This is a genomic window from Streptomyces sp. NPDC043685, assembly GCF_056436585.1.
In genome coordinates, this window is sequence record NZ_JBWKCH010000001.1 from 251804 (window position 1) to 270167 (window position 18364).

The following is an 18364-nucleotide window of genomic DNA, read 5'->3' on the forward strand; positions in this document are numbered from 1 at the left end:
GATAGATCACCTGTACCCCTCTGGGATAGGCTCGCGGCCTTGCTGTGAAGCAAGCGTGTATTCCTTGGGGGGAATTCAGATGAAGAAGTCCATACCTGCCGCCGGGCTGTCTGCCCTGCTCCTGGCCGCCGGGGCCGTCGGCTGCGGTTCCGAGAAGTCTCCGGAGATGACGCCCGCCGCGGCCGTCGCCAAGGCGGCGAAGAACACGGAGGACATCACGTCCCTCCGGTACCGCATGAAGGGCACGGTCCCGGAGTCGGGCAGTGTCCAGGGCGAGGCCTCCATGCGCCTGAAGCCCACGGTGGCGATGAGCATGAAGATGACGGCGTCCGCCCAGGGCGCGGGCGAGGCCGTGGAGATCCGGCTCGTCGACAAGGCCATGTACCTCGGTGGGGGAGCCGACATGGCCAAGGAGATGGACGGCAAGCGCTGGCTGAAGTTCGACCTGTCCGGTTCCGAGGCGGCCAAGGACATGGACCGGATGGGGTCCACGAGCCAGGCCGAGCAGAATCCGGCCGCGGAGTCCACCTTCCTCAAGGGCGCCAAGGACGTGAAGAAGGTCGGCAGCGAGAAGGTCGAAGGCGTCGAGACCACCCATTACTCGGGCACGGTCACCCTCGACGACCTGCGCGCCTCGCTCAAGGACGACAAGGCGGAGACCCGCAAGCAGCGCGAGAAGAGCATCAAGCAGTACGAGAAGCTCGGCATCGACAAGCTCGCGATGGACATGTGGATCGACGGCGAGGACCACACCAAGCAGTTCCGCATGAAGGGCCAGGCCGACAAGGGCCCGATGGACATGACCATCACCTTCCTGGACTACAACAAGCCGGTCACCGTCACGGCCCCGCCGGCCAAGGACGTCGCGGACCTGAGCGAGATGTTCAAGGAGCTGGAGCAGGGCTGAACCGCCCCGCACAGATCAGCCGTACGGGCGGATTTGCTTGACGGCGATCCGTTCCCGTACTCTCCTACAGAAGCCAAAGACCGCTGGTCGTTACCGCGTGCTCATCTGAGGGCGTGGTGGCCGAAGGATCCGCTGAACGGCGGACGACCCGCGCAGGTGACACAGGAAGAGTTCCCGGAGCCCCGCCGCCCAGTGCGCGCGTGAAACCGGTCGAGCTACGCCCCGTGCGCTTGCGCCGGGGCGTTTCGTTTTCCCCAGTCCTCCTTCGGGTCCGCGCGGTCCGAATCACCCGGAAGGAGGCCGAGGCTCATGGCGAGGCCTGACAAGGTCGATGCCGTCGAGGAGATGCGGGACAAGTTCCGCAACTCCAACGCTGCTGTCGTTACCGCGTACACCGGTCTCACCGTCGCGCAGCTCCAGCAGCTGCGTCGTTCACTCGGTGAGAACGCTCAGTACCGTGTGGCGAAGAACACGCTGACCAAGATTGCGGCCAACGAGGCCGGGATCACGACGCTGGACGACCTCTTTGCGGGTTCGTCGGCCGTCGCCTTCGTGACCGGTGACCCGGTCGAGGCGGCGAAGGGTCTCCGTGACTTCGCCAAGGACAACCCCAACCTCGTCATCAAGGGCGGCGTCCTTGACGGCAAGGCGTTGTCCGCCGATGAGATCAAGAAGCTTGCGGACCTCGAGTCCCGCGAGGTTCTGCTCTCCAAGCTGGCCGGTGCCATGAAGGGCAAGCAGTCCCAGGCTGCCTCTGTCTTCCAGGCGCTGCCGTCGAAGCTCGTCCGCACCGTGGACGCGCTCCGTGCCAAGCAGGACGAGCAGGGCGGTGCCGAGTAACTCGGCTCGCATCCCGGCCGCCGCTGCCTGAACGCGGCGACCGTAGCGGGCCAGTAGTACGCCCGCCTCACATGTACATCCGGCACCTGCCGATTTAGTGGAAGGACCGCCAATCATGGCGAAGCTCAGCCAGGAAGACCTGCTCGCGCAGTTCGAGGAGATGACCCTCATCGAGCTCTCCGAGTTCGTGAAGGCGTTCGAGGAGAAGTTCGACGTCACCGCCGCCGCTGCCGCGCCGGTCGTCGTCGCCGGTGGTGCCGCTGGTGGCGCCGCTGCCGAGGCCGCTGAGGAGCAGGACGAGTTCGACGTCATCCTCACGGGTGCCGGCGACAAGAAGATCCAGGTCATCAAGGTCGTGCGTGAGCTGACCTCCCTGGGTCTGAAGGAGGCCAAGGACCTCGTGGACGGCGCCCCGAAGCCCGTTCTCGAGAAGGTCGCCAAGGAGGCCGCTGAGAAGGCCGCCGAGTCCCTCAAGGGCGCCGGCGCCTCCGTCGAGGTCAAGTAACACCCTCGGATCCGTCAGGATCCGCAACACGTCCCACCGGACGTGTAACGCGTAAGCGCGGAAGAGCGATCATCCATCCGGGTGGTCGCTCTTCAGCGTTTTCGGGGGCCGGCCACGGTTGCCTTGAACCCTCTGTGACGGGGGGTATGGTGATCTTCGTCGTGTCTCCGGGCGGCTCCGGATCGGGCAGGGGGGCCTTGACGAACCGCACGCAGCGCGCAATTCTCAGGACGCGTCGTCACAGGATCCGAATCCGAGGCATGGATCGGCGACGAAGAGGGCAGTATCAACGTGCGTTGAGGGCAGCGCCGTGTCGCAGGAGTGGAACAACGAGGGTGAACACGGGTTTCACGACCCGCACTGGACATCAGTGGGCCAAGTGGCTACACTGACCCTTTGCGCTGCCTGTTAGCTGTCCCCTGCCCGTCACCAGGGGTCTGCCCTCGCCCGAGCATCGATGACAAGACTTGTTGACCTGGCCTTTCGGCCGGATCCACGCGGCTTGTCTCCGTGTACGGGAGAGGGGCCGGTACGCGCGTAGTGAGTCCGAGCCCTCGGAAGGACCCCCTCTTGGCCGCCTCGCGCAACGCCTCGACCGCGAATACGAACAACGCCGCCAGCACTGCCCCGCTGCGCATCTCTTTTGCAAAGATCAAGGAGCCTCTCGAGGTTCCGAACCTGCTCGCGCTGCAGACCGAGAGCTTCGACTGGCTGCTCGGCAACACCGCCTGGCAGAGTCGGGTCGAGGAGGCTCTCGAGAACGGTCAGGACGTCCCCACCAAGTCCGGGCTCGAGGAGATCTTCGAGGAGATCTCCCCGATCGAGGACTTCAGCGGGTCGATGTCGCTGACCTTCCGCGACCACCGCTTCGAGCCGCCGAAGAACTCCATCGACGAGTGCAAGGACCGCGACTTCACGTACGCGGCTCCGCTCTTCGTCACCGCTGAGTTCACCAACAACGAGACCGGCGAGATCAAGTCCCAGACGGTCTTCATGGGCGACTTCCCGCTCATGACGAACAAGGGCACCTTCGTCATCAACGGCACCGAGCGTGTCGTGGTGTCGCAGCTCGTCCGTTCGCCCGGTGTCTACTTCGATTCCTCGATCGACAAGACGTCCGACAAGGACATCTTCTCCGCCAAGATCATCCCCTCCCGGGGTGCCTGGCTGGAGATGGAGATCGACAAGCGCGACATGGTCGGTGTCCGCATCGACCGCAAGCGCAAGCAGTCCGTTACCGTCCTGCTCAAGGCGCTCGGCTGGACCACCGAGCAGATCCTCGAGGAGTTCGGCGAGTACGAGTCCATGCGCGCCACCCTGGAGAAGGACCACACCCAGGGCCAGGACGACGCGCTGCTCGACATCTACCGCAAGCTGCGTCCGGGCGAGCCCCCCACGCGTGAGGCCGCGCAGACGCTGCTCGAGAACCTCTACTTCAACCCCAAGCGCTACGACCTGGCCAAGGTCGGCCGCTACAAGGTCAACAAGAAGCTGGGTGCGGACGCTCCGCTGGACGCGGGCATCCTGACCGTCGAGGACATCATCTCGACGATCAAGTACCTGGTGAAGCTGCACGCGGGCGAGACCGAGACGGTCGGCGACAGTGGCACGAACATCGTCGTCGAGACCGACGACATCGACCACTTCGGCAACCGCCGCCTGCGCAGCGTCGGCGAGCTCATCCAGAACCAGGTCCGCACGGGTCTGGCGCGTATGGAGCGTGTCGTCCGCGAGCGGATGACGACCCAGGACGTCGAGGCGATCACGCCGCAGACCCTGATCAACATCCGGCCGGTCGTCGCCTCCATCAAGGAGTTCTTCGGCACCAGCCAGCTGTCGCAGTTCATGGACCAGAACAACCCGCTGTCGGGTCTCACCCACAAGCGCCGTCTGTCGGCTCTTGGCCCGGGTGGTCTCTCCCGTGAGCGGGCCGGCTTCGAGGTCCGTGACGTGCACCCCTCGCACTACGGCCGCATGTGCCCGATCGAGACGCCCGAAGGCCCGAACATCGGTCTGATCGGCTCGCTCGCCTCCTACGGCCGGGTCAACGCGTTCGGTTTCGTCGAGACCCCCTACCGCAAGGTCATCGACGGCCAGGTCACCGACGACGTCGACTACCTGACCGCCGACGAGGAGGACCGCTTCGTCATCGCGCAGGCCAACGCGCAGCTGACGGATGACCTCCGCTTCGCCGAGGCCCGGGTGCTCGTCCGCCGCAAGGGCGGCGAGGTCGACTACGTCACCGGCGAGGACGTGGACTACATGGACGTCTCGCCGCGCCAGATGGTGTCGGTCGCGACGGCCATGATCCCCTTCCTCGAGCACGACGACGCCAACCGTGCCCTCATGGGCGCGAACATGATGCGTCAGGCCGTGCCGCTGATTAAGTCCGAGGCCCCGCTCGTCGGTACCGGCATGGAGTACCGCTCCGCCGTCGACGCCGGCGACGTGGTCAAGGCCGAGAAGGCGGGTGTGGTCCAGGAGGTCTCCGCGGACTACATCACCACCGCCAACGACGACGGCACGTACATCACGTACCGCCTGGCCAAGTTCGCCCGCTCCAACCAGGGCACCTCGGTCAACCAGAAGGTCATCGTCAACGAGGGCGACCGGATCATCGAGGGCCAGGTCCTGGCCGACGGTCCGGCCACCCAGAACGGCGAGATGGCGCTGGGCAAGAACCTGCTCGTGGCGTTCATGCCGTGGGAGGGTCACAACTACGAGGACGCGATCATCCTGTCGCAGCGCCTCGTGCAGGACGACGTCCTCTCCTCGATCCACATCGAGGAGCACGAGGTCGACGCCCGTGACACCAAGCTCGGCCCCGAGGAGATCACCCGGGACATCCCGAACGTCTCCGAGGAGGTCCTCGCCGACCTCGACGAGCGCGGCATCATCCGCATCGGTGCCGAGGTCGTCGCCGGCGACATCCTCGTCGGCAAGGTCACGCCCAAGGGTGAGACCGAGCTGACGCCGGAGGAGCGCCTGCTGCGCGCCATCTTCGGTGAGAAGGCCCGCGAGGTCCGTGACACCTCGCTGAAGGTGCCGCACGGCGAGATCGGCAAGGTCATCGGCGTCCGCGTCTTCGACCGCGAGGAGGGCGACGAGCTTCCCCCCGGTGTGAACCAGCTGGTGCGCGTGTACGTGGCGCAGAAGCGCAAGATCACCGACGGTGACAAGCTCGCCGGCCGTCACGGCAACAAGGGCGTCATCTCGAAGATCCTGCCGATCGAGGACATGCCGTTCCTGGAGGACGGCACCCCGGTCGACATCATCCTCAACCCGCTCGGTGTGCCGTCCCGAATGAACCCGGGACAGGTGCTGGAGATCCACCTCGGCTGGCTCGCCAGCCGCGGCTGGGACGTCTCCGGCCTCGCGGACGACTGGGCGCAGCGCCTGCAGGCCATCGAGGCCGACCAGGTCGCCCCGGGTACCAACGTCGCCACCCCCGTCTTCGACGGTGCGCGTGAGGACGAGCTGGCCGGTCTGCTCAACCACACCATCCCGAACCGGGACGGCGAGCGCATGGTGCTCCCGACCGGTAAGGCGCCGCTGTTCGACGGCCGCTCCGGCGAGCCGTTCCCGGAGCCGATCTCGGTCGGCTACATGTACATCCTCAAGCTGCACCACCTGGTCGACGACAAGCTGCACGCCCGGTCGACCGGTCCGTACTCGATGATCACCCAGCAGCCGCTGGGTGGTAAGGCCCAGTTCGGTGGCCAGCGCTTCGGTGAGATGGAGGTGTGGGCGCTGGAGGCTTACGGCGCCGCCTACGCCCTCCAGGAGCTGCTGACCATCAAGTCCGACGACGTCACCGGCCGCGTGAAGGTCTACGAGGCCATCGTCAAGGGCGAGAACATCCCCGAGCCTGGCATCCCCGAGTCCTTCAAGGTGCTCATCAAGGAGATGCAGTCCCTGTGCCTCAACGTGGAGGTGCTGTCCTCGGACGGCATGTCCATCGAGATGCGCGACACCGACGAGGACGTCTTCCGCGCTGCGGAGGAGCTTGGCATCGACCTGTCCCGGCGTGAGCCGAGCAGCGTCGAAGAGGTCTGACGGGAGTTCGGAGGCCTTCTTCATGAAGGCCTCCGGCCCCAGGACCCCCGTATCAGACCCCATGACTTACAACCCTGAGAGGGATTGACGCATAGTGCTCGACGTCAACTTCTTCGACGAGCTCCGGATCGGTCTGGCCACCGCTGACGACATCCGTCAGTGGAGCCACGGCGAGGTCAAGAAGCCCGAGACGATCAACTACCGCACGCTCAAGCCCGAAAAGGACGGACTCTTCTGCGAGAAGATCTTCGGTCCGACCCGGGACTGGGAGTGCTACTGCGGCAAGTACAAGCGTGTCCGCTTCAAGGGCATCATCTGTGAGCGCTGCGGCGTCGAGGTGACGCGCGCCAAGGTGCGCCGTGAGCGGATGGGCCACATCGAGCTCGCCGCCCCGGTCACCCACATCTGGTACTTCAAGGGTGTCCCGAGCCGGCTGGGCTACCTGCTCGACCTGGCTCCCAAGGACCTCGAGAAGGTCATCTACTTCGCGGCGTACATGATCACGTACGTCGACGAGGAGCGCCGTACGCGCGACCTGCCCTCGCTGGAGGCCCACGTCTCCGTCGAGCGCCAGCAGATCGAGCAGCGCCGCGACGCCGACCTGGAGGCCCGCGCCAAGAAGCTCGAGACCGACCTGGCCGAGCTGGAGGCCGAGGGCGCCAAGGCGGACGTGCGCCGCAAGGTGCGCGAGGGTGCCGAGCGTGAGATGAAGCAGCTGCGCGACCGTGCGCAGCGCGAGATCGACCGCCTCGACGAGGTGTGGAACCGCTTCAAGAACCTCAAGGTCCAGGACCTGGAGGGCGACGAGCTGCTCTACCGCGAGCTGCGTGACCGCTTCGGCACGTACTTCGACGGTTCGATGGGTGCCGCGGCGCTGCAGAAGCGCCTGGAGTCCTTCGACCTCGACGAGGAGGCCGAGCGTCTCCGCGAGATCATCCGTACCGGCAAGGGCCAGAAGAAGACCCGTGCGCTCAAGCGCCTGAAGGTCGTCTCCGCGTTCCTGCAGACCAGCAACAGCCCCAAGGGCATGGTGCTCGACTGCGTGCCGGTCATCCCGCCGGACCTCCGACCGATGGTGCAGCTGGACGGTGGCCGCTTCGCGACTTCCGACCTGAACGACCTGTACCGCCGTGTGATCAACCGGAACAACCGACTGAAGCGCCTTCTCGACCTCGGTGCGCCCGAGATCATCGTGAACAACGAGAAGCGCATGCTCCAGGAGGCCGTCGACGCGCTGTTCGACAACGGCCGCCGTGGCCGTCCGGTCACCGGTCCCGGTAACCGCCCGCTGAAGTCCCTCAGCGACATGCTGAAGGGTAAGCAGGGTCGCTTCCGTCAGAACCTGCTCGGTAAGCGTGTGGACTACTCCGCGCGTTCCGTGATCGTCGTCGGTCCGCAGCTGAAGCTGCACCAGTGCGGTCTGCCGAAGGCGATGGCGCTGGAGCTCTTCAAGCCGTTCGTGATGAAGCGCCTGGTCGACCTGAACCACGCGCAGAACATCAAGAGCGCCAAGCGCATGGTCGAGCGCGGCCGCACGGTCGTGTACGACGTGCTGGAAGAGGTCATCGCGGAGCACCCGGTTCTGCTGAACCGTGCGCCCACGCTGCACCGCCTCGGCATCCAGGCCTTCGAGCCGCAGCTGGTCGAGGGCAAGGCCATCCAGATCCACCCGCTCGTGTGCACCGCGTTCAACGCGGACTTCGACGGTGACCAGATGGCCGTGCACCTGCCGCTGTCCGCGGAGGCGCAGGCCGAGGCCCGCATCCTGATGCTGTCCTCGAACAACATCCTCAAGCCCGCCGACGGCCGTCCGGTGACGATGCCGACCCAGGACATGGTCCTCGGTCTGTTCTTCCTCACCACCGACGGCGAGATGCGCGAGCTCAAGGGTGAGGGCCGTTCCTTCGCCTCGGTCGCCGAGGCGATCATGGCCTTCGACGCGGGCGAGCTGTCGCTCCAGTCGAGGATCGACGTCCGCTTCCCGGTCGGCACCATCCCGCCGCGTGGCTGGACCCCGCCGGCGCGTGAGGAGGGCGAGCCGGAGTGGCAGCAGGGTGACACCTTCCGCCTGAACACCACCCTGGGCCGCGCGCTCTTCAACGAGCTGCTGCCCGAGGACTACCCGTTCGTCGACTACGAGGTCGGCAAGAAGCAGCTCTCCGAGATCGTCAACGACCTCGCCGAGCGCTACCCCAAGGTCATCGTGGCGGCGACGCTCGACAACCTGAAGGCGGCCGGCTTCTACTGGGCCACCCGTTCCGGCGTGACCGTGGCCATCTCCGACGTCGTCGTTCCCGAGGCGAAGAAGGAGATCGTCAAGGGCTACGAGGCGCAGGACGAGAAGGTCCAGAAGCAGTACGAGCGCGGTCTGATCACCAAGGACGAGCGCACGCAGGAGCTCATCGCGATCTGGACCAAGGCGACCAACGAGGTCGCCGAGGCGATGAACGACAACTTCCCGAAGACCAACCCGATCTTCATGATGGTGAACTCGGGTGCACGAGGCAACATGATGCAGATGCGTCAGATCGCCGGTATGCGTGGTCTGGTGTCGAACGCGAAGAACGAGACGATCCCGCGTCCGATCAAGGCGTCCTTCCGTGAGGGCCTGTCCGTGCTGGAGTACTTCATCTCCACCCACGGTGCCCGTAAGGGTCTGGCGGACACCGCTCTGCGTACCGCCGACTCGGGTTACCTCACGCGTCGTCTGGTCGACGTCTCCCAGGACGTCATCATTCGCGAGGAGGACTGCGGCACCGAGCGCGGTCTGCGTCTGAAGATCGCCGACCGGAACGCCGAGGGCACGCTGGTCAAGACGGAGGACGTCGAGACCTCCGTGTACGCGCGCTGCCTCGCCGAGGACATCGTCGTCGACGGGCAGGTGCTGGCCCCGGCCGGTACCGACCTGGGCGACGTCCTCATCGAGGAGCTCGTGCAGCGCGGCGTCGAGGAGGTCAAGACCCGCTCGGTCCTGACCTGCGAGTCCGCCGTCGGCACCTGCGCGATGTGCTACGGCCGTTCGCTGGCCACCGGCAAGCTGGTCGACATCGGTGAGGCGGTCGGCATCATCGCCGCCCAGTCCATCGGTGAGCCCGGTACCCAGCTGACGATGCGTACCTTCCACACCGGTGGTGTGGCCGGTGACGACATCACCCAGGGTCTGCCGCGTGTCGTCGAGCTCTTCGAGGCCCGTACCCCGAAGGGTGTCGCCCCGATCTCCGAGGCCCAGGGCCGCGTGCGGATCGAGGAGACCGAGAAGACCAAGAAGATCGTCGTCACCCCGGACGACGGCAGCGACGAGACGGCCTACCCGATCTCGAAGCGCGCCCGTCTCCTGGTCAGCGAGGGCGAGCACGTCGAGGTGGGCCAGAAGCTCACCGTGGGTGCCACCAACCCGCACGACGTGCTGCGCATCCTGGGCCAGCGTGCCGTCCAGGTCCACCTGGTCGGCGAGGTCCAGAAGGTCTACAACTCGCAGGGTGTGTCGATCCACGACAAGCACATCGAGATCATCATCCGGCAGATGCTGCGCCGTGTGACGATCATCGAGTCCGGCGACGCCGAGCTGCTGCCCGGTGAGCTGGTCGAGCGCTCGAAGTTCGAGACCGAGAACCGTCGTGTGGTCCAGGAGGGTGGTCACCCGGCTTCGGGTCGTCCGCAGCTCATGGGTATCACCAAGGCCTCGCTGGCGACGGAATCCTGGCTGTCGGCCGCCTCCTTCCAGGAGACGACCCGAGTCCTGACGGACGCGGCGATCAACGCCAAGTCCGACAGCCTCATCGGCCTCAAGGAGAACGTCATCATCGGTAAGCTCATCCCGGCCGGTACGGGTCTGTCCCGCTACCGCAACATCCGGGTCGAGCCGACCGAGGAGGCCAAGGCCGCGATGTACTCGGCCGTCGGCTACGACGACATCGACTACTCGCCGTTCGGCACGGGCTCCGGCCAGGCCGTTCCGCTGGAGGACTACGACTACGGTCCGTACAACCAGTAAGCGAGTCGCTTGATGCGAAGGGCGGTCACCCTGCGGGGTGGCCGCCCTTCGGCGTTCTCGCGTGCCAGGAGCCGGAGCGGGACGGGCCCGGACGCCGCCAGGGCGGGTCCCTCGGCGCGTGCGGGGCCCGCCGGCGCGTCGGTGGCCGGTCACGGCGCGGCAGGGCGTCAGTGGGCCGTCCGGCGGACAGGTGACGCCCCGTTCCGGACGCACCCGTGCCACAACGGCGCGCTCGGCGCATCATGGAAGGACTCCGGCCTCCGGGGAGGTGCTCCGTGTCGCAGCCGCACTATCCGTCCTGGCAGCCCTGGCAGGGCTCCGGTGCCCCGTCCATGCTCGCGTCGCACGCCGATCGGGAGCGGGCCGTGGACGTGCTCAGAGCCGGGTACGGCGAGGGGCGGATGGAGCGGGAGGAGTTCGAGAAGCGGGTGGGGCGGGCCTACGGGGCGCGGACCGTGGGGGAGCTGGCCCTGCTCGTCGCGGACCTGCCGCAGGGACCGCTGCCTCAGCCGGCCCCTGCGGTGCCGGTGCCGCCGCCCTTCCTGCCCCTGCATCGGCCCCGGACCAACGCCAAGGCCGTCGCGGCCGGCGTGTGCGGGCTGCTGTGCGTGCCGACCATGGGGCTGACCGGGATCCCGGCCGTGGTGCTGGGGCATGTGGCCCGGGCCGAGATCCGCAGCCGCGGGGAGCTGGGGGACGGGCTTGCGCTGACCGGGCTGGTGCTCGGGTGGTTGTCCACCGCTGGCTGGGCACTCGTTCTGGTGTTGCTGACGGTGGTGTCCGTCGTAGCATCGTGAACGTGTGCATATCGGACACAGGCCGTCGAAATGAAGATCGACAACGGCCGGGGGGCTTGACATGTCCCGCGTGACGATGCGGGCGGTGCCCATTTGTTTTGACCGCAGCGAATGCGGTAGGTACGCTCAGACCTTGTGCCTGGGGTGTGCCCTGGCTCGCGTGTGTGCCATGAACCGCACGGCGAGTCGACGCCGGCCACCGTAATCTGCGCTGTTTCTGCCTCGCGGCGGAAGTCCGCGGGTTCGACACACCCGACCGCGTGGGTCGGAGTTGTTCCAGGTTAGCTTTACCATTCGGCACACAGAAACCGGAGAAGTAGTGCCTACGATCCAGCAGCTGGTCCGTAAGGGCCGGCAGGACAAGGTCGAGAAGAACAAGACGCCCGCACTCGAGGGTTCCCCTCAGCGTCGTGGCGTCTGCACGCGTGTGTTCACGACCACCCCGAAGAAGCCGAACTCGGCCCTGCGTAAGGTCGCGCGTGTGCGTCTGACCAGCGGGATCGAGGTCACCGCTTACATTCCGGGTGAGGGACACAACCTGCAGGAGCACTCCATCGTGCTCGTGCGCGGCGGCCGTGTGAAGGACCTGCCGGGTGTTCGTTACAAGATCATCCGTGGCTCCCTCGACACCCAGGGTGTCAAGAACCGCAAGCAGGCCCGTTCCCGCTACGGCGCCAAGAAGGAGAAGTAAGAATGCCTCGTAAGGGCCCCGCCCCGAAGCGCCCGGTCATCATCGACCCGGTCTACGGTTCTCCTCTGGTGACCTCCCTCATCAACAAGGTGCTGCTGAACGGCAAGCGCTCCACCGCCGAGCGCATCGTCTACGGCGCCATGGAGGGTCTGCGTGAGAAGACGGGCAACGACCCGATCATCACGCTGAAGCGCGCGCTGGAGAACATCAAGCCGACCCTCGAGGTCAAGTCCCGCCGTGTCGGTGGTGCGACGTACCAGGTTCCGATCGAGGTCAAGCCCGGTCGCGCCAACACGCTCGCGCTGCGCTGGCTGGTCGGTTACTCCCGCGCCCGTCGCGAGAAGACCATGACCGAGCGTCTGCTCAACGAGCTTCTCGACGCGTCCAACGGCCTCGGTGCCGCTGTGAAGAAGCGCGAGGACACCCACAAGATGGCCGAGTCCAACAAGGCCTTCGCGCACTACCGCTGGTAGTCGCTACCCACATCGAGACCGAGAGAAGACTGAAGCCTTATGGCTACCACTTCACTTGACCTGGCCAAGGTCCGCAACATCGGGATCATGGCCCACATCGACGCGGGCAAGACGACCACCACCGAGCGGATCCTGTTCTACACGGGCGTGTCGTACAAGATCGGTGAGGTCCACGACGGCGCTGCCACCATGGACTGGATGGAGCAGGAGCAGGAGCGTGGCATCACGATCACGTCTGCTGCGACCACCTGTCACTGGCCGCTCGAGGACAACGACTACACCATCAACATCATCGACACCCCGGGTCACGTCGACTTCACCGTCGAGGTGGAGCGCTCCCTGCGCGTGCTCGACGGTGCCGTGACGGTGTTCGACGGTGTCGCCGGTGTCGAGCCGCAGTCCGAGACGGTGTGGCGTCAGGCCGACCGTTACGGTGTGCCGCGTATCTGCTTCGTCAACAAGCTGGACCGTACCGGCGCCGAGTTCCACCGCTGCGTGGACATGATCTCGGACCGCCTGGGCGCGCAGCCGCTGGTCATGCAGCTGCCGATCGGTGCGGAGGCGGACTTCAAGGGCGTCATCGACCTCGTGACGATGAAGGCCCTGGTCTGGTCCGCCGAGGCGACCAAGGGCGAGATGTACGACACCGTCGACATCCCGGACACCCACGCCGAGGCTGCCGAGGAGTACCGCGGCAAGCTGCTCGAGGCCGTCGCCGAGAACGACGAAGAGCTGATGGAGCTGTACCTGGAGGGCACCGAGCCCACCGTGGAGCAGCTCTACGCCGCGATCCGCCGTATCACGATCGCGTCCGGCAAGGGCGGCGGCACCACCGTCACCCCCGTGTTCTGCGGCACCGCGTTCAAGAACAAGGGCGTTCAGCCCCTGCTCGACGCGGTCGTGCGCTACCTGCCGACTCCGCTCGACGTCGAGGCCATCGAGGGCCACGACGTCAAGGACCCGGAGCTGGTCGTCGCGCGCAAGCCGTCGGAGGACGAGCCCCTCGCCGCGCTCGCGTTCAAGATCATGAGCGACCCGCACCTCGGTAAGCTCACCTTCGTCCGGGTTTACTCGGGCCGCCTGGAGTCCGGCACCGCGGTGCTGAACTCCGTCAAGGGCAAGAAGGAGCGCATCGGCAAGATCTACCGCATGCACGCGAACAAGCGTGAGGAGATCGACTCGGTGGGCGCCGGCGACATCGTCGCCGTGATGGGCCTGAAGCAGACCACCACCGGTGAGACGCTGTCCGACGACAAGAACCCGGTCATCCTGGAGTCCATGGACTTCCCGGCGCCGGTCATCCAGGTCGCCATCGAGCCCAAGTCGAAGGGTGACCAGGAGAAGCTGGGCGTCGCGATCCAGCGCCTGGCCGAGGAGGACCCGTCCTTCCAGGTTCACTCGGACGAGGAGACCGGCCAGACCATCATCGGTGGTATGGGCGAACTGCACCTCGAGGTGCTGGTCGACCGTATGCGCCGTGAGTTCAAGGTCGAGGCCAACGTCGGTAAGCCGCAGGTCGCCTACCGTGAGACGATCCGCAAGGCCGTCGAGCGCGTCGACTACACGCACAAGAAGCAGACTGGTGGTACCGGCCAGTTCGCCAAGGTGCAGATCGCGATCGAGCCGATCGAGGGCGGCGACGCCTCGTACGAGTTCGTGAACAAGGTCACCGGTGGCCGTATCCCGAAGGAGTACATCCCTTCGGTGGACGCCGGTGCGCAGGAGGCCATGCAGTTCGGCATCCTCGCGGGCTACGAGATGACGGGCGTCCGCGTGACGCTCATCGACGGTGGCTACCACGAGGTCGACTCCTCCGAGCTCGCGTTCAAGATCGCCGGCTCGCAGGCCTTCAAGGAGGCCGCGCGCAAGGCCAGCCCCGTGCTGCTCGAGCCGATGATGGCCGTCGAGGTCACCACGCCCGAGGACTACATGGGTGAGGTCATCGGCGACATCAACTCCCGCCGTGGTCAGATCCAGGCCATGGAGGAGCGGGCCGGTGCCCGCGTCGTGAAGGGCCTCGTGCCCCTTTCGGAGATGTTCGGCTACGTCGGCGACCTGCGCAGCAAGACGTCCGGCCGTGCGAGCTACTCCATGCAGTTCGACTCCTACGCCGAGGTTCCGCGGAACGTCGCCGAGGAGATCATCGCGAAGGCCAAGGGCGAGTAACGCACCGCGTCTACACGCCGTAGGCTTGACTCCGGAGCCTTGAGGGGCATTCCGCCGCGATCGCGGTGAGAGTGCCCCGGGGCCCGGGCTTTCCAGCAAAGATCACCTGGCGCCGATGAGTAAGGCGTACCAGAACCACTCCCCAGGAGGACCCCAGTGGCGAAGGCGAAGTTCGAGCGGACTAAGCCGCACGTCAACATCGGCACCATCGGTCACATCGACCACGGTAAGACGACCCTCACGGCCGCCATTACCAAGGTGCTGCACGACGCGTACCCGGACCTGAACGAGGCCTCGGCCTTCGACCAGATCGACAAGGCTCCTGAAGAGCGCCAGCGCGGTATCACCATCTCCATCGCGCACGTCGAGTACCAGACCGAGACGCGTCACTACGCCCACGTCGACTGCCCCGGTCACGCGGACTACATCAAGAACATGATCACGGGTGCGGCGCAGATGGACGGCGCCATCCTCGTGGTCGCCGCCACCGACGGCCCGATGCCGCAGACCAAGGAGCACGTGCTCCTGGCCCGCCAGGTCGGCGTTCCGTACATCGTCGTCGCGCTGAACAAGGCCGACATGGTGGACGACGAGGAGATCCTGGAGCTCGTCGAGCTCGAGGTCCGTGAGCTCCTCTCCGAGTACGAGTTCCCGGGCGACGACCTGCCGGTCGTCAAGGTCTCGGCGCTCAAGGCCCTCGAGGGCGACAAGGAGTGGGGCAACTCCGTCCTCGAGCTCATGAAGGCCGTGGACGAGAACATCCCGCAGCCCGAGCGTGACGTCGACAAGCCGTTCCTCATGCCGATCGAGGACGTCTTCACGATCACCGGTCGCGGTACGGTCGTCACCGGCCGTATCGAGCGTGGTGTCCTCAAGGTCAACGAGACCGTCGACATCGTGGGCATCAAGCCGGAGAAGACCACCACCACGGTCACCGGCATCGAGATGTTCCGCAAGCTGCTCGACGAGGGCCAGGCCGGTGAGAACGTCGGTCTGCTCCTCCGTGGCATCAAGCGCGAGGACGTCGAGCGCGGCCAGGTCATCATCAAGCCGGGCTCGGTCACCCCGCACACCGAGTTCGAGGCGCAGGCCTACATCCTGTCCAAGGACGAGGGTGGCCGCCACACGCCGTTCTTCAACAACTACCGCCCGCAGTTCTACTTCCGTACGACGGACGTGACCGGCGTGGTGACCCTCCCCGAGGGCACCGAGATGGTCATGCCGGGTGACAACACCGAGATGAAGGTGGAGCTCATCCAGCCCGTCGCCATGGAAGAGGGCCTGAAGTTCGCCATCCGTGAGGGTGGCCGGACCGTGGGCGCCGGCCAGGTCACCAAGATCAACAAGTGAGTCCTCGGACTGGCTTGAGGGTCCACTGACCTGAGTGGCTCGAAGGGGCCCGCACGACTTCGGTCGTGCGGGCCCTTTTGCCGTTGGTCGGGCCAAATTCTGCCCTCATGGTTCATGGTTTCCTGAATTCAGGGTTCGCTGTACTGTGGCGGGGTGCTGACCGTTGCTTCCGACATCGATGTGCTGGCCCGCTTCGGCCGCGCGCTCGCCGACCCGATCCGTTGCCGGATCCTCCTCGCGCTGCGCCGAGCCCCCGCCTACCCCGCCGACCTCGCCGACGCGCTCGGCGTCTCCCGCACCCGGCTCTCCAACCATCTGGCGTGCCTGCGGGACTGCGGCCTCGTGGTGACCGTCCCGGACGGGCGGCGCACCCGCTACGAGCTCGCCGACGAACGTCTCGGCCACGCGCTCGACCAGCTGCTCGCCGTGGTGGTCGCGGTCGAGGAGGACAGGACCTGCCCGGACGCCGCCACGGAGGGCTGCTGCTGATGGTGGCCCTGTCCCCGGGGCCGTCCCCGGCCCGCCGCGATACGCTCACCCGCCGGATACGGCTGCTGGTGGCCGCGACGATCGCCTACAACGTCGTCGAGGCGATCGTCGCCCTCGTGGCCGGCGCGACCGCCTCCTCCACCGCGCTGATCGGCTTCGGTCTCGACTCCGTCATCGAGGTCTCCTCCGCCGCCGCGGTCGCCTGGCAGTTCTCCGCGGCCGACCACGCCGTCCGTGAGGCTCGGGAGAAGACCACCCTGCGGATCATCGCGGTCTCCTTCTTCGCCCTTGCCGCCTACGTGAGTGTCGACGCGATCCGTGCCCTGGCCGGCGCCGGCGATGCCGACCGCTCCATCACCGGCATCGTGCTGGCAGCCCTGTCGCTCGCGATCATGCCGTTCCTGTCCGCCGCGCAGCGCCGCGCCGGACGCGAACTCGGTTCCGCGTCGGCCGTGGCGGACTCCAAGCAGACCCTGCTGTGCACGTACCTCTCCGCCGTGCTCCTCGTCGGCCTGCTCCTCAATGCCACCTTCGGCTGGTCCTGGGCCGACCCGTTCGCCGCGCTCGTCATTGCCGCCATCGCAGGCAAGGAGGGGCGCGACGCCTGGCAGGGGAAGGGATGCTGCGCACCCATGCCCCCGACGGCGACGGCGACGGCCTCGGCCGGGGTGGACGCGGACGCGTGCGGCTGCCGCCCCGGATGCGACTGCTGCACCTGAGCCCGACCGGCGAGGCGTTCGTGCCCTGTCGTCGCCCTGCGGCCTGGAGGATCGAGGTGCTGAAATTCGGGGACGGCACCGCGGTGGGCCGGTCCGACGGCGCGTTCACCGGCCGGCCGACCACTGATCCGAAGCACATCCGGATCCTCGAACTGCGCTACGGCACCATCCGAGCTCAGGCCCTTCCCCTGCGAGAGTCGTTGGCCTTCATCGAGCAACCGCGGGGAGAGACATGATCCGCAACGCTGAACCGGCGTGGTTCAAGAGCAGCTAGAGCAGTGGCCCGGACGGCGACTCCTGCGTCGAGATCGCCACAGCCCTCGACGCGGGCACCATCCACGTCCGGGACTCCACCCACGCCGAAGGCCCCGGCTCGCGCTTGCGCCGCAGGCCTGGTCGGAGTTCCTGGCCTCCGTCTACCGTCTAGAGATCTTCAATGGCTGGGGTTACGGGATGCGAAGCCATTCCCCTGACGGTCAGGGCGTATCTGCCTCCTGACACGTCTAGGATGAGCGCCGTGGGGGAGTCGAACCCTGTGTCGGCAGGGGTTGTCCTGGCCACTGGCCGCACCCGGGTGTGGGTGCAGCGCGGTGCGCTGCACTGGAGGCGGGGGCGTACGACCGTCACCGTGCCGGGGTCGCAGATCCGTCAGGTCGAGGTCGCCGGGCAGTCGCTGGCCGTGGGCCTCTTCGAGGAGGCGCAGGCCGACGCGGCCTTGACGGTCCGCCATCGCAATACGGCGGCGGTTGCCGCGCTCGGCGCCGAGATTGAAGCGATCATGAGCGACGCGGGGGCTGCGGGGAACGGGCAGTCGATCCGGCGGCAGTCGGTGCGCGTGTGGCCCCTGCAGGCCCTGGCGGGTCTGCGTGATCGGGTACGGAACGGCAGCCCTTGGTGGCGGCGTGCCCTGTGGTACGTCCTTCTGGGGCTCCCCCTGGCCGTGTGGCTGCCGGTGGAGCCCCGTTTTCTCGGACCCATCGCCTGGCTGATGCTGCCGCCGGGCATCGCCTTGCTGCGCCTTTGGGTGGGCATGGCCGAGCTGGACACGCGGTGGGTGATGTGGCGGCGAGGCATCACGGTGCGGGCGCGGTTCGAGTCCGACCCGTACAGCGAGGCCACCAGCGCCTACATCGTCCACTTCCGCACGCTCAAGGGCCGGAAGATCACGGCGCACGGGCAAGTGCGAGGCCGCCGGGATGAGATTCGATACGACCCGCAGGACCCCTCGCGCGTGCTCGCGCCAACCCGCATCGCCTGGCTGGGAGTCGCCCTGGCCGCATTCCTGGCGGCCGGTGTGTGGGGTGTCATCTTCTGCCTTCCGACGCTTTTGTGGCTGATCAGGCTGCTGGTACTGCCGTTCTAGAATTTTCAATGGCT

14 protein-coding genes and 1 pseudogene are annotated in these 18364 nt (G+C 66.7%); all 15 read left to right on the top strand.

Translation table 11 applies throughout. From position 1 onward, the window contains the following. The first annotated feature begins 79 nt into the window (after positions 1-79). The 15 genes and pseudogenes from AC0665_RS01255 to AC0665_RS01325 all read left to right on the top strand — a co-directional run bounded on the left by AC0665_RS01255 (position 80) and on the right by AC0665_RS01325 (position 18350). Positions 80-907, top strand: coding sequence for an SCO4651 family lipoprotein (locus tag AC0665_RS01255; protein ID WP_478704226.1), 828 nt, complete (start codon positions 80-82; stop codon positions 905-907). A gap of 309 nt (positions 908-1216) precedes the next feature. Beyond that, on the top strand, positions 1217-1747 hold the full coding sequence (gene rplJ, locus AC0665_RS01260; RefSeq protein WP_033308984.1) for a 50S ribosomal protein L10: 531 nt from the start codon (positions 1217-1219) through the stop codon (positions 1745-1747). A gap of 115 nt (positions 1748-1862) precedes the next feature. Next, on the top strand, positions 1863-2252 hold the full coding sequence (gene rplL / locus AC0665_RS01265) for a 50S ribosomal protein L7/L12 (protein ID WP_363118624.1): 390 nt from the start codon (positions 1863-1865) through the stop codon (positions 2250-2252). 570 nt (positions 2253-2822) lie between these two features. After that, positions 2823-6308, top strand: coding sequence for a DNA-directed RNA polymerase subunit beta (rpoB, locus tag AC0665_RS01270; protein WP_468406654.1), 3486 nt, complete (start codon positions 2823-2825; stop codon positions 6306-6308). 94 nt (positions 6309-6402) lie between these two features. Beyond that, on the top strand, positions 6403-10302 hold the full coding sequence (locus AC0665_RS01275; protein ID WP_478605211.1) for a DNA-directed RNA polymerase subunit beta': 3900 nt from the start codon (positions 6403-6405) through the stop codon (positions 10300-10302). Positions 10303-10544: 242 nt separating this feature from the next. Then, entirely contained in the window at positions 10545-11099 is a 555-nt protein-coding gene (locus tag AC0665_RS01280) for a DUF1707 and DUF4190 domain-containing protein (RefSeq protein WP_478605209.1), read from the top strand. A gap of 319 nt (positions 11100-11418) precedes the next feature. Then, positions 11419-11790, top strand: a complete 372-nt coding sequence (gene rpsL, locus AC0665_RS01285) for a 30S ribosomal protein S12 (RefSeq protein ID WP_003948652.1) — start codon at positions 11419-11421, stop codon at positions 11788-11790. A 2-nt stretch (positions 11791-11792) separates the two neighbouring features. Further along, positions 11793-12263: a 30S ribosomal protein S7 gene (rpsG, locus tag AC0665_RS01290; protein WP_003992340.1), complete on the top strand. Its 471-nt coding sequence runs from the start codon at positions 11793-11795 to the stop codon at positions 12261-12263. 39 nt (positions 12264-12302) lie between these two features. Beyond that, positions 12303-14429, top strand: coding sequence for an elongation factor G (gene fusA, locus AC0665_RS01295; protein WP_363118620.1), 2127 nt, complete (start codon positions 12303-12305; stop codon positions 14427-14429). Between the two features lie 156 nt (positions 14430-14585). After that, complete coding sequence (gene tuf, locus AC0665_RS01300) at positions 14586-15779, top strand: elongation factor Tu (protein ID WP_016434619.1); 1194 nt, start codon at positions 14586-14588, stop codon at positions 15777-15779. A 153-nt stretch (positions 15780-15932) separates the two neighbouring features. Further along, the gene (locus tag AC0665_RS01305; RefSeq protein ID WP_468406661.1) at positions 15933-16268 is read left to right on the top strand and encodes an ArsR/SmtB family transcription factor; all 336 of its coding nucleotides are present in this window, start codon (positions 15933-15935) and stop codon (positions 16266-16268) included. Further along, complete coding sequence (locus AC0665_RS01310; RefSeq protein WP_478605204.1) at positions 16268-16987, top strand: cation efflux transmembrane domain-containing protein; 720 nt, start codon at positions 16268-16270, stop codon at positions 16985-16987. Before AC0665_RS01305 ends, AC0665_RS01310 begins: the two co-directional genes overlap by 1 nt. Positions 16988-17034: 47 nt before the next feature. Further along, positions 17035-17223, top strand: a pseudogene (locus AC0665_RS01315) (Scr1 family TA system antitoxin-like transcriptional regulator); the annotation flags it as partial. Between the two features lie 71 nt (positions 17224-17294). Next, the gene (locus AC0665_RS01320; RefSeq protein WP_478605397.1) at positions 17295-17414 is read left to right on the top strand and encodes a hypothetical protein; all 120 of its coding nucleotides are present in this window, start codon (positions 17295-17297) and stop codon (positions 17412-17414) included. Positions 17415-17504: 90 nt separating this feature from the next. Then, a complete protein-coding gene (locus tag AC0665_RS01325) occupies positions 17505-18350 on the top strand; it encodes a hypothetical protein (RefSeq protein ID WP_478605202.1) in 846 nt (281 codons plus the stop codon). The last annotated feature ends 14 nt before the right edge of the window (positions 18351-18364 follow it).

Bases quoted from the DNA above. Each gene is read 5' to 3' on its own strand.
- fusA (WP_363118620.1), top strand. From the start codon at position 12,303: ATGGCTACCACTTCACTTGACCTGGCCAAGGTCCGCAACATCGGGATC.
- rplL (WP_363118624.1), top strand. From the start codon at position 1,863: ATGGCGAAGCTCAGCCAGGAAGACCTGCTCGCGCAGTTCGAGGAGATG.
- AC0665_RS01255 (WP_478704226.1), top strand. From the start codon at position 80: ATGAAGAAGTCCATACCTGCCGCCGGGCTGTCTGCCCTGCTCCTGGCC.
- AC0665_RS01280 (WP_478605209.1), top strand. From the start codon at position 10,545: ATGGAAGGACTCCGGCCTCCGGGGAGGTGCTCCGTGTCGCAGCCGCAC.
- AC0665_RS01310 (WP_478605204.1), top strand. From the start codon at position 16,268: ATGGTGGCCCTGTCCCCGGGGCCGTCCCCGGCCCGCCGCGATACGCTC.
- rplJ (WP_033308984.1), top strand. From the start codon at position 1,217: ATGGCGAGGCCTGACAAGGTCGATGCCGTCGAGGAGATGCGGGACAAG.
- rpsG (WP_003992340.1), top strand. From the start codon at position 11,793: ATGCCTCGTAAGGGCCCCGCCCCGAAGCGCCCGGTCATCATCGACCCG.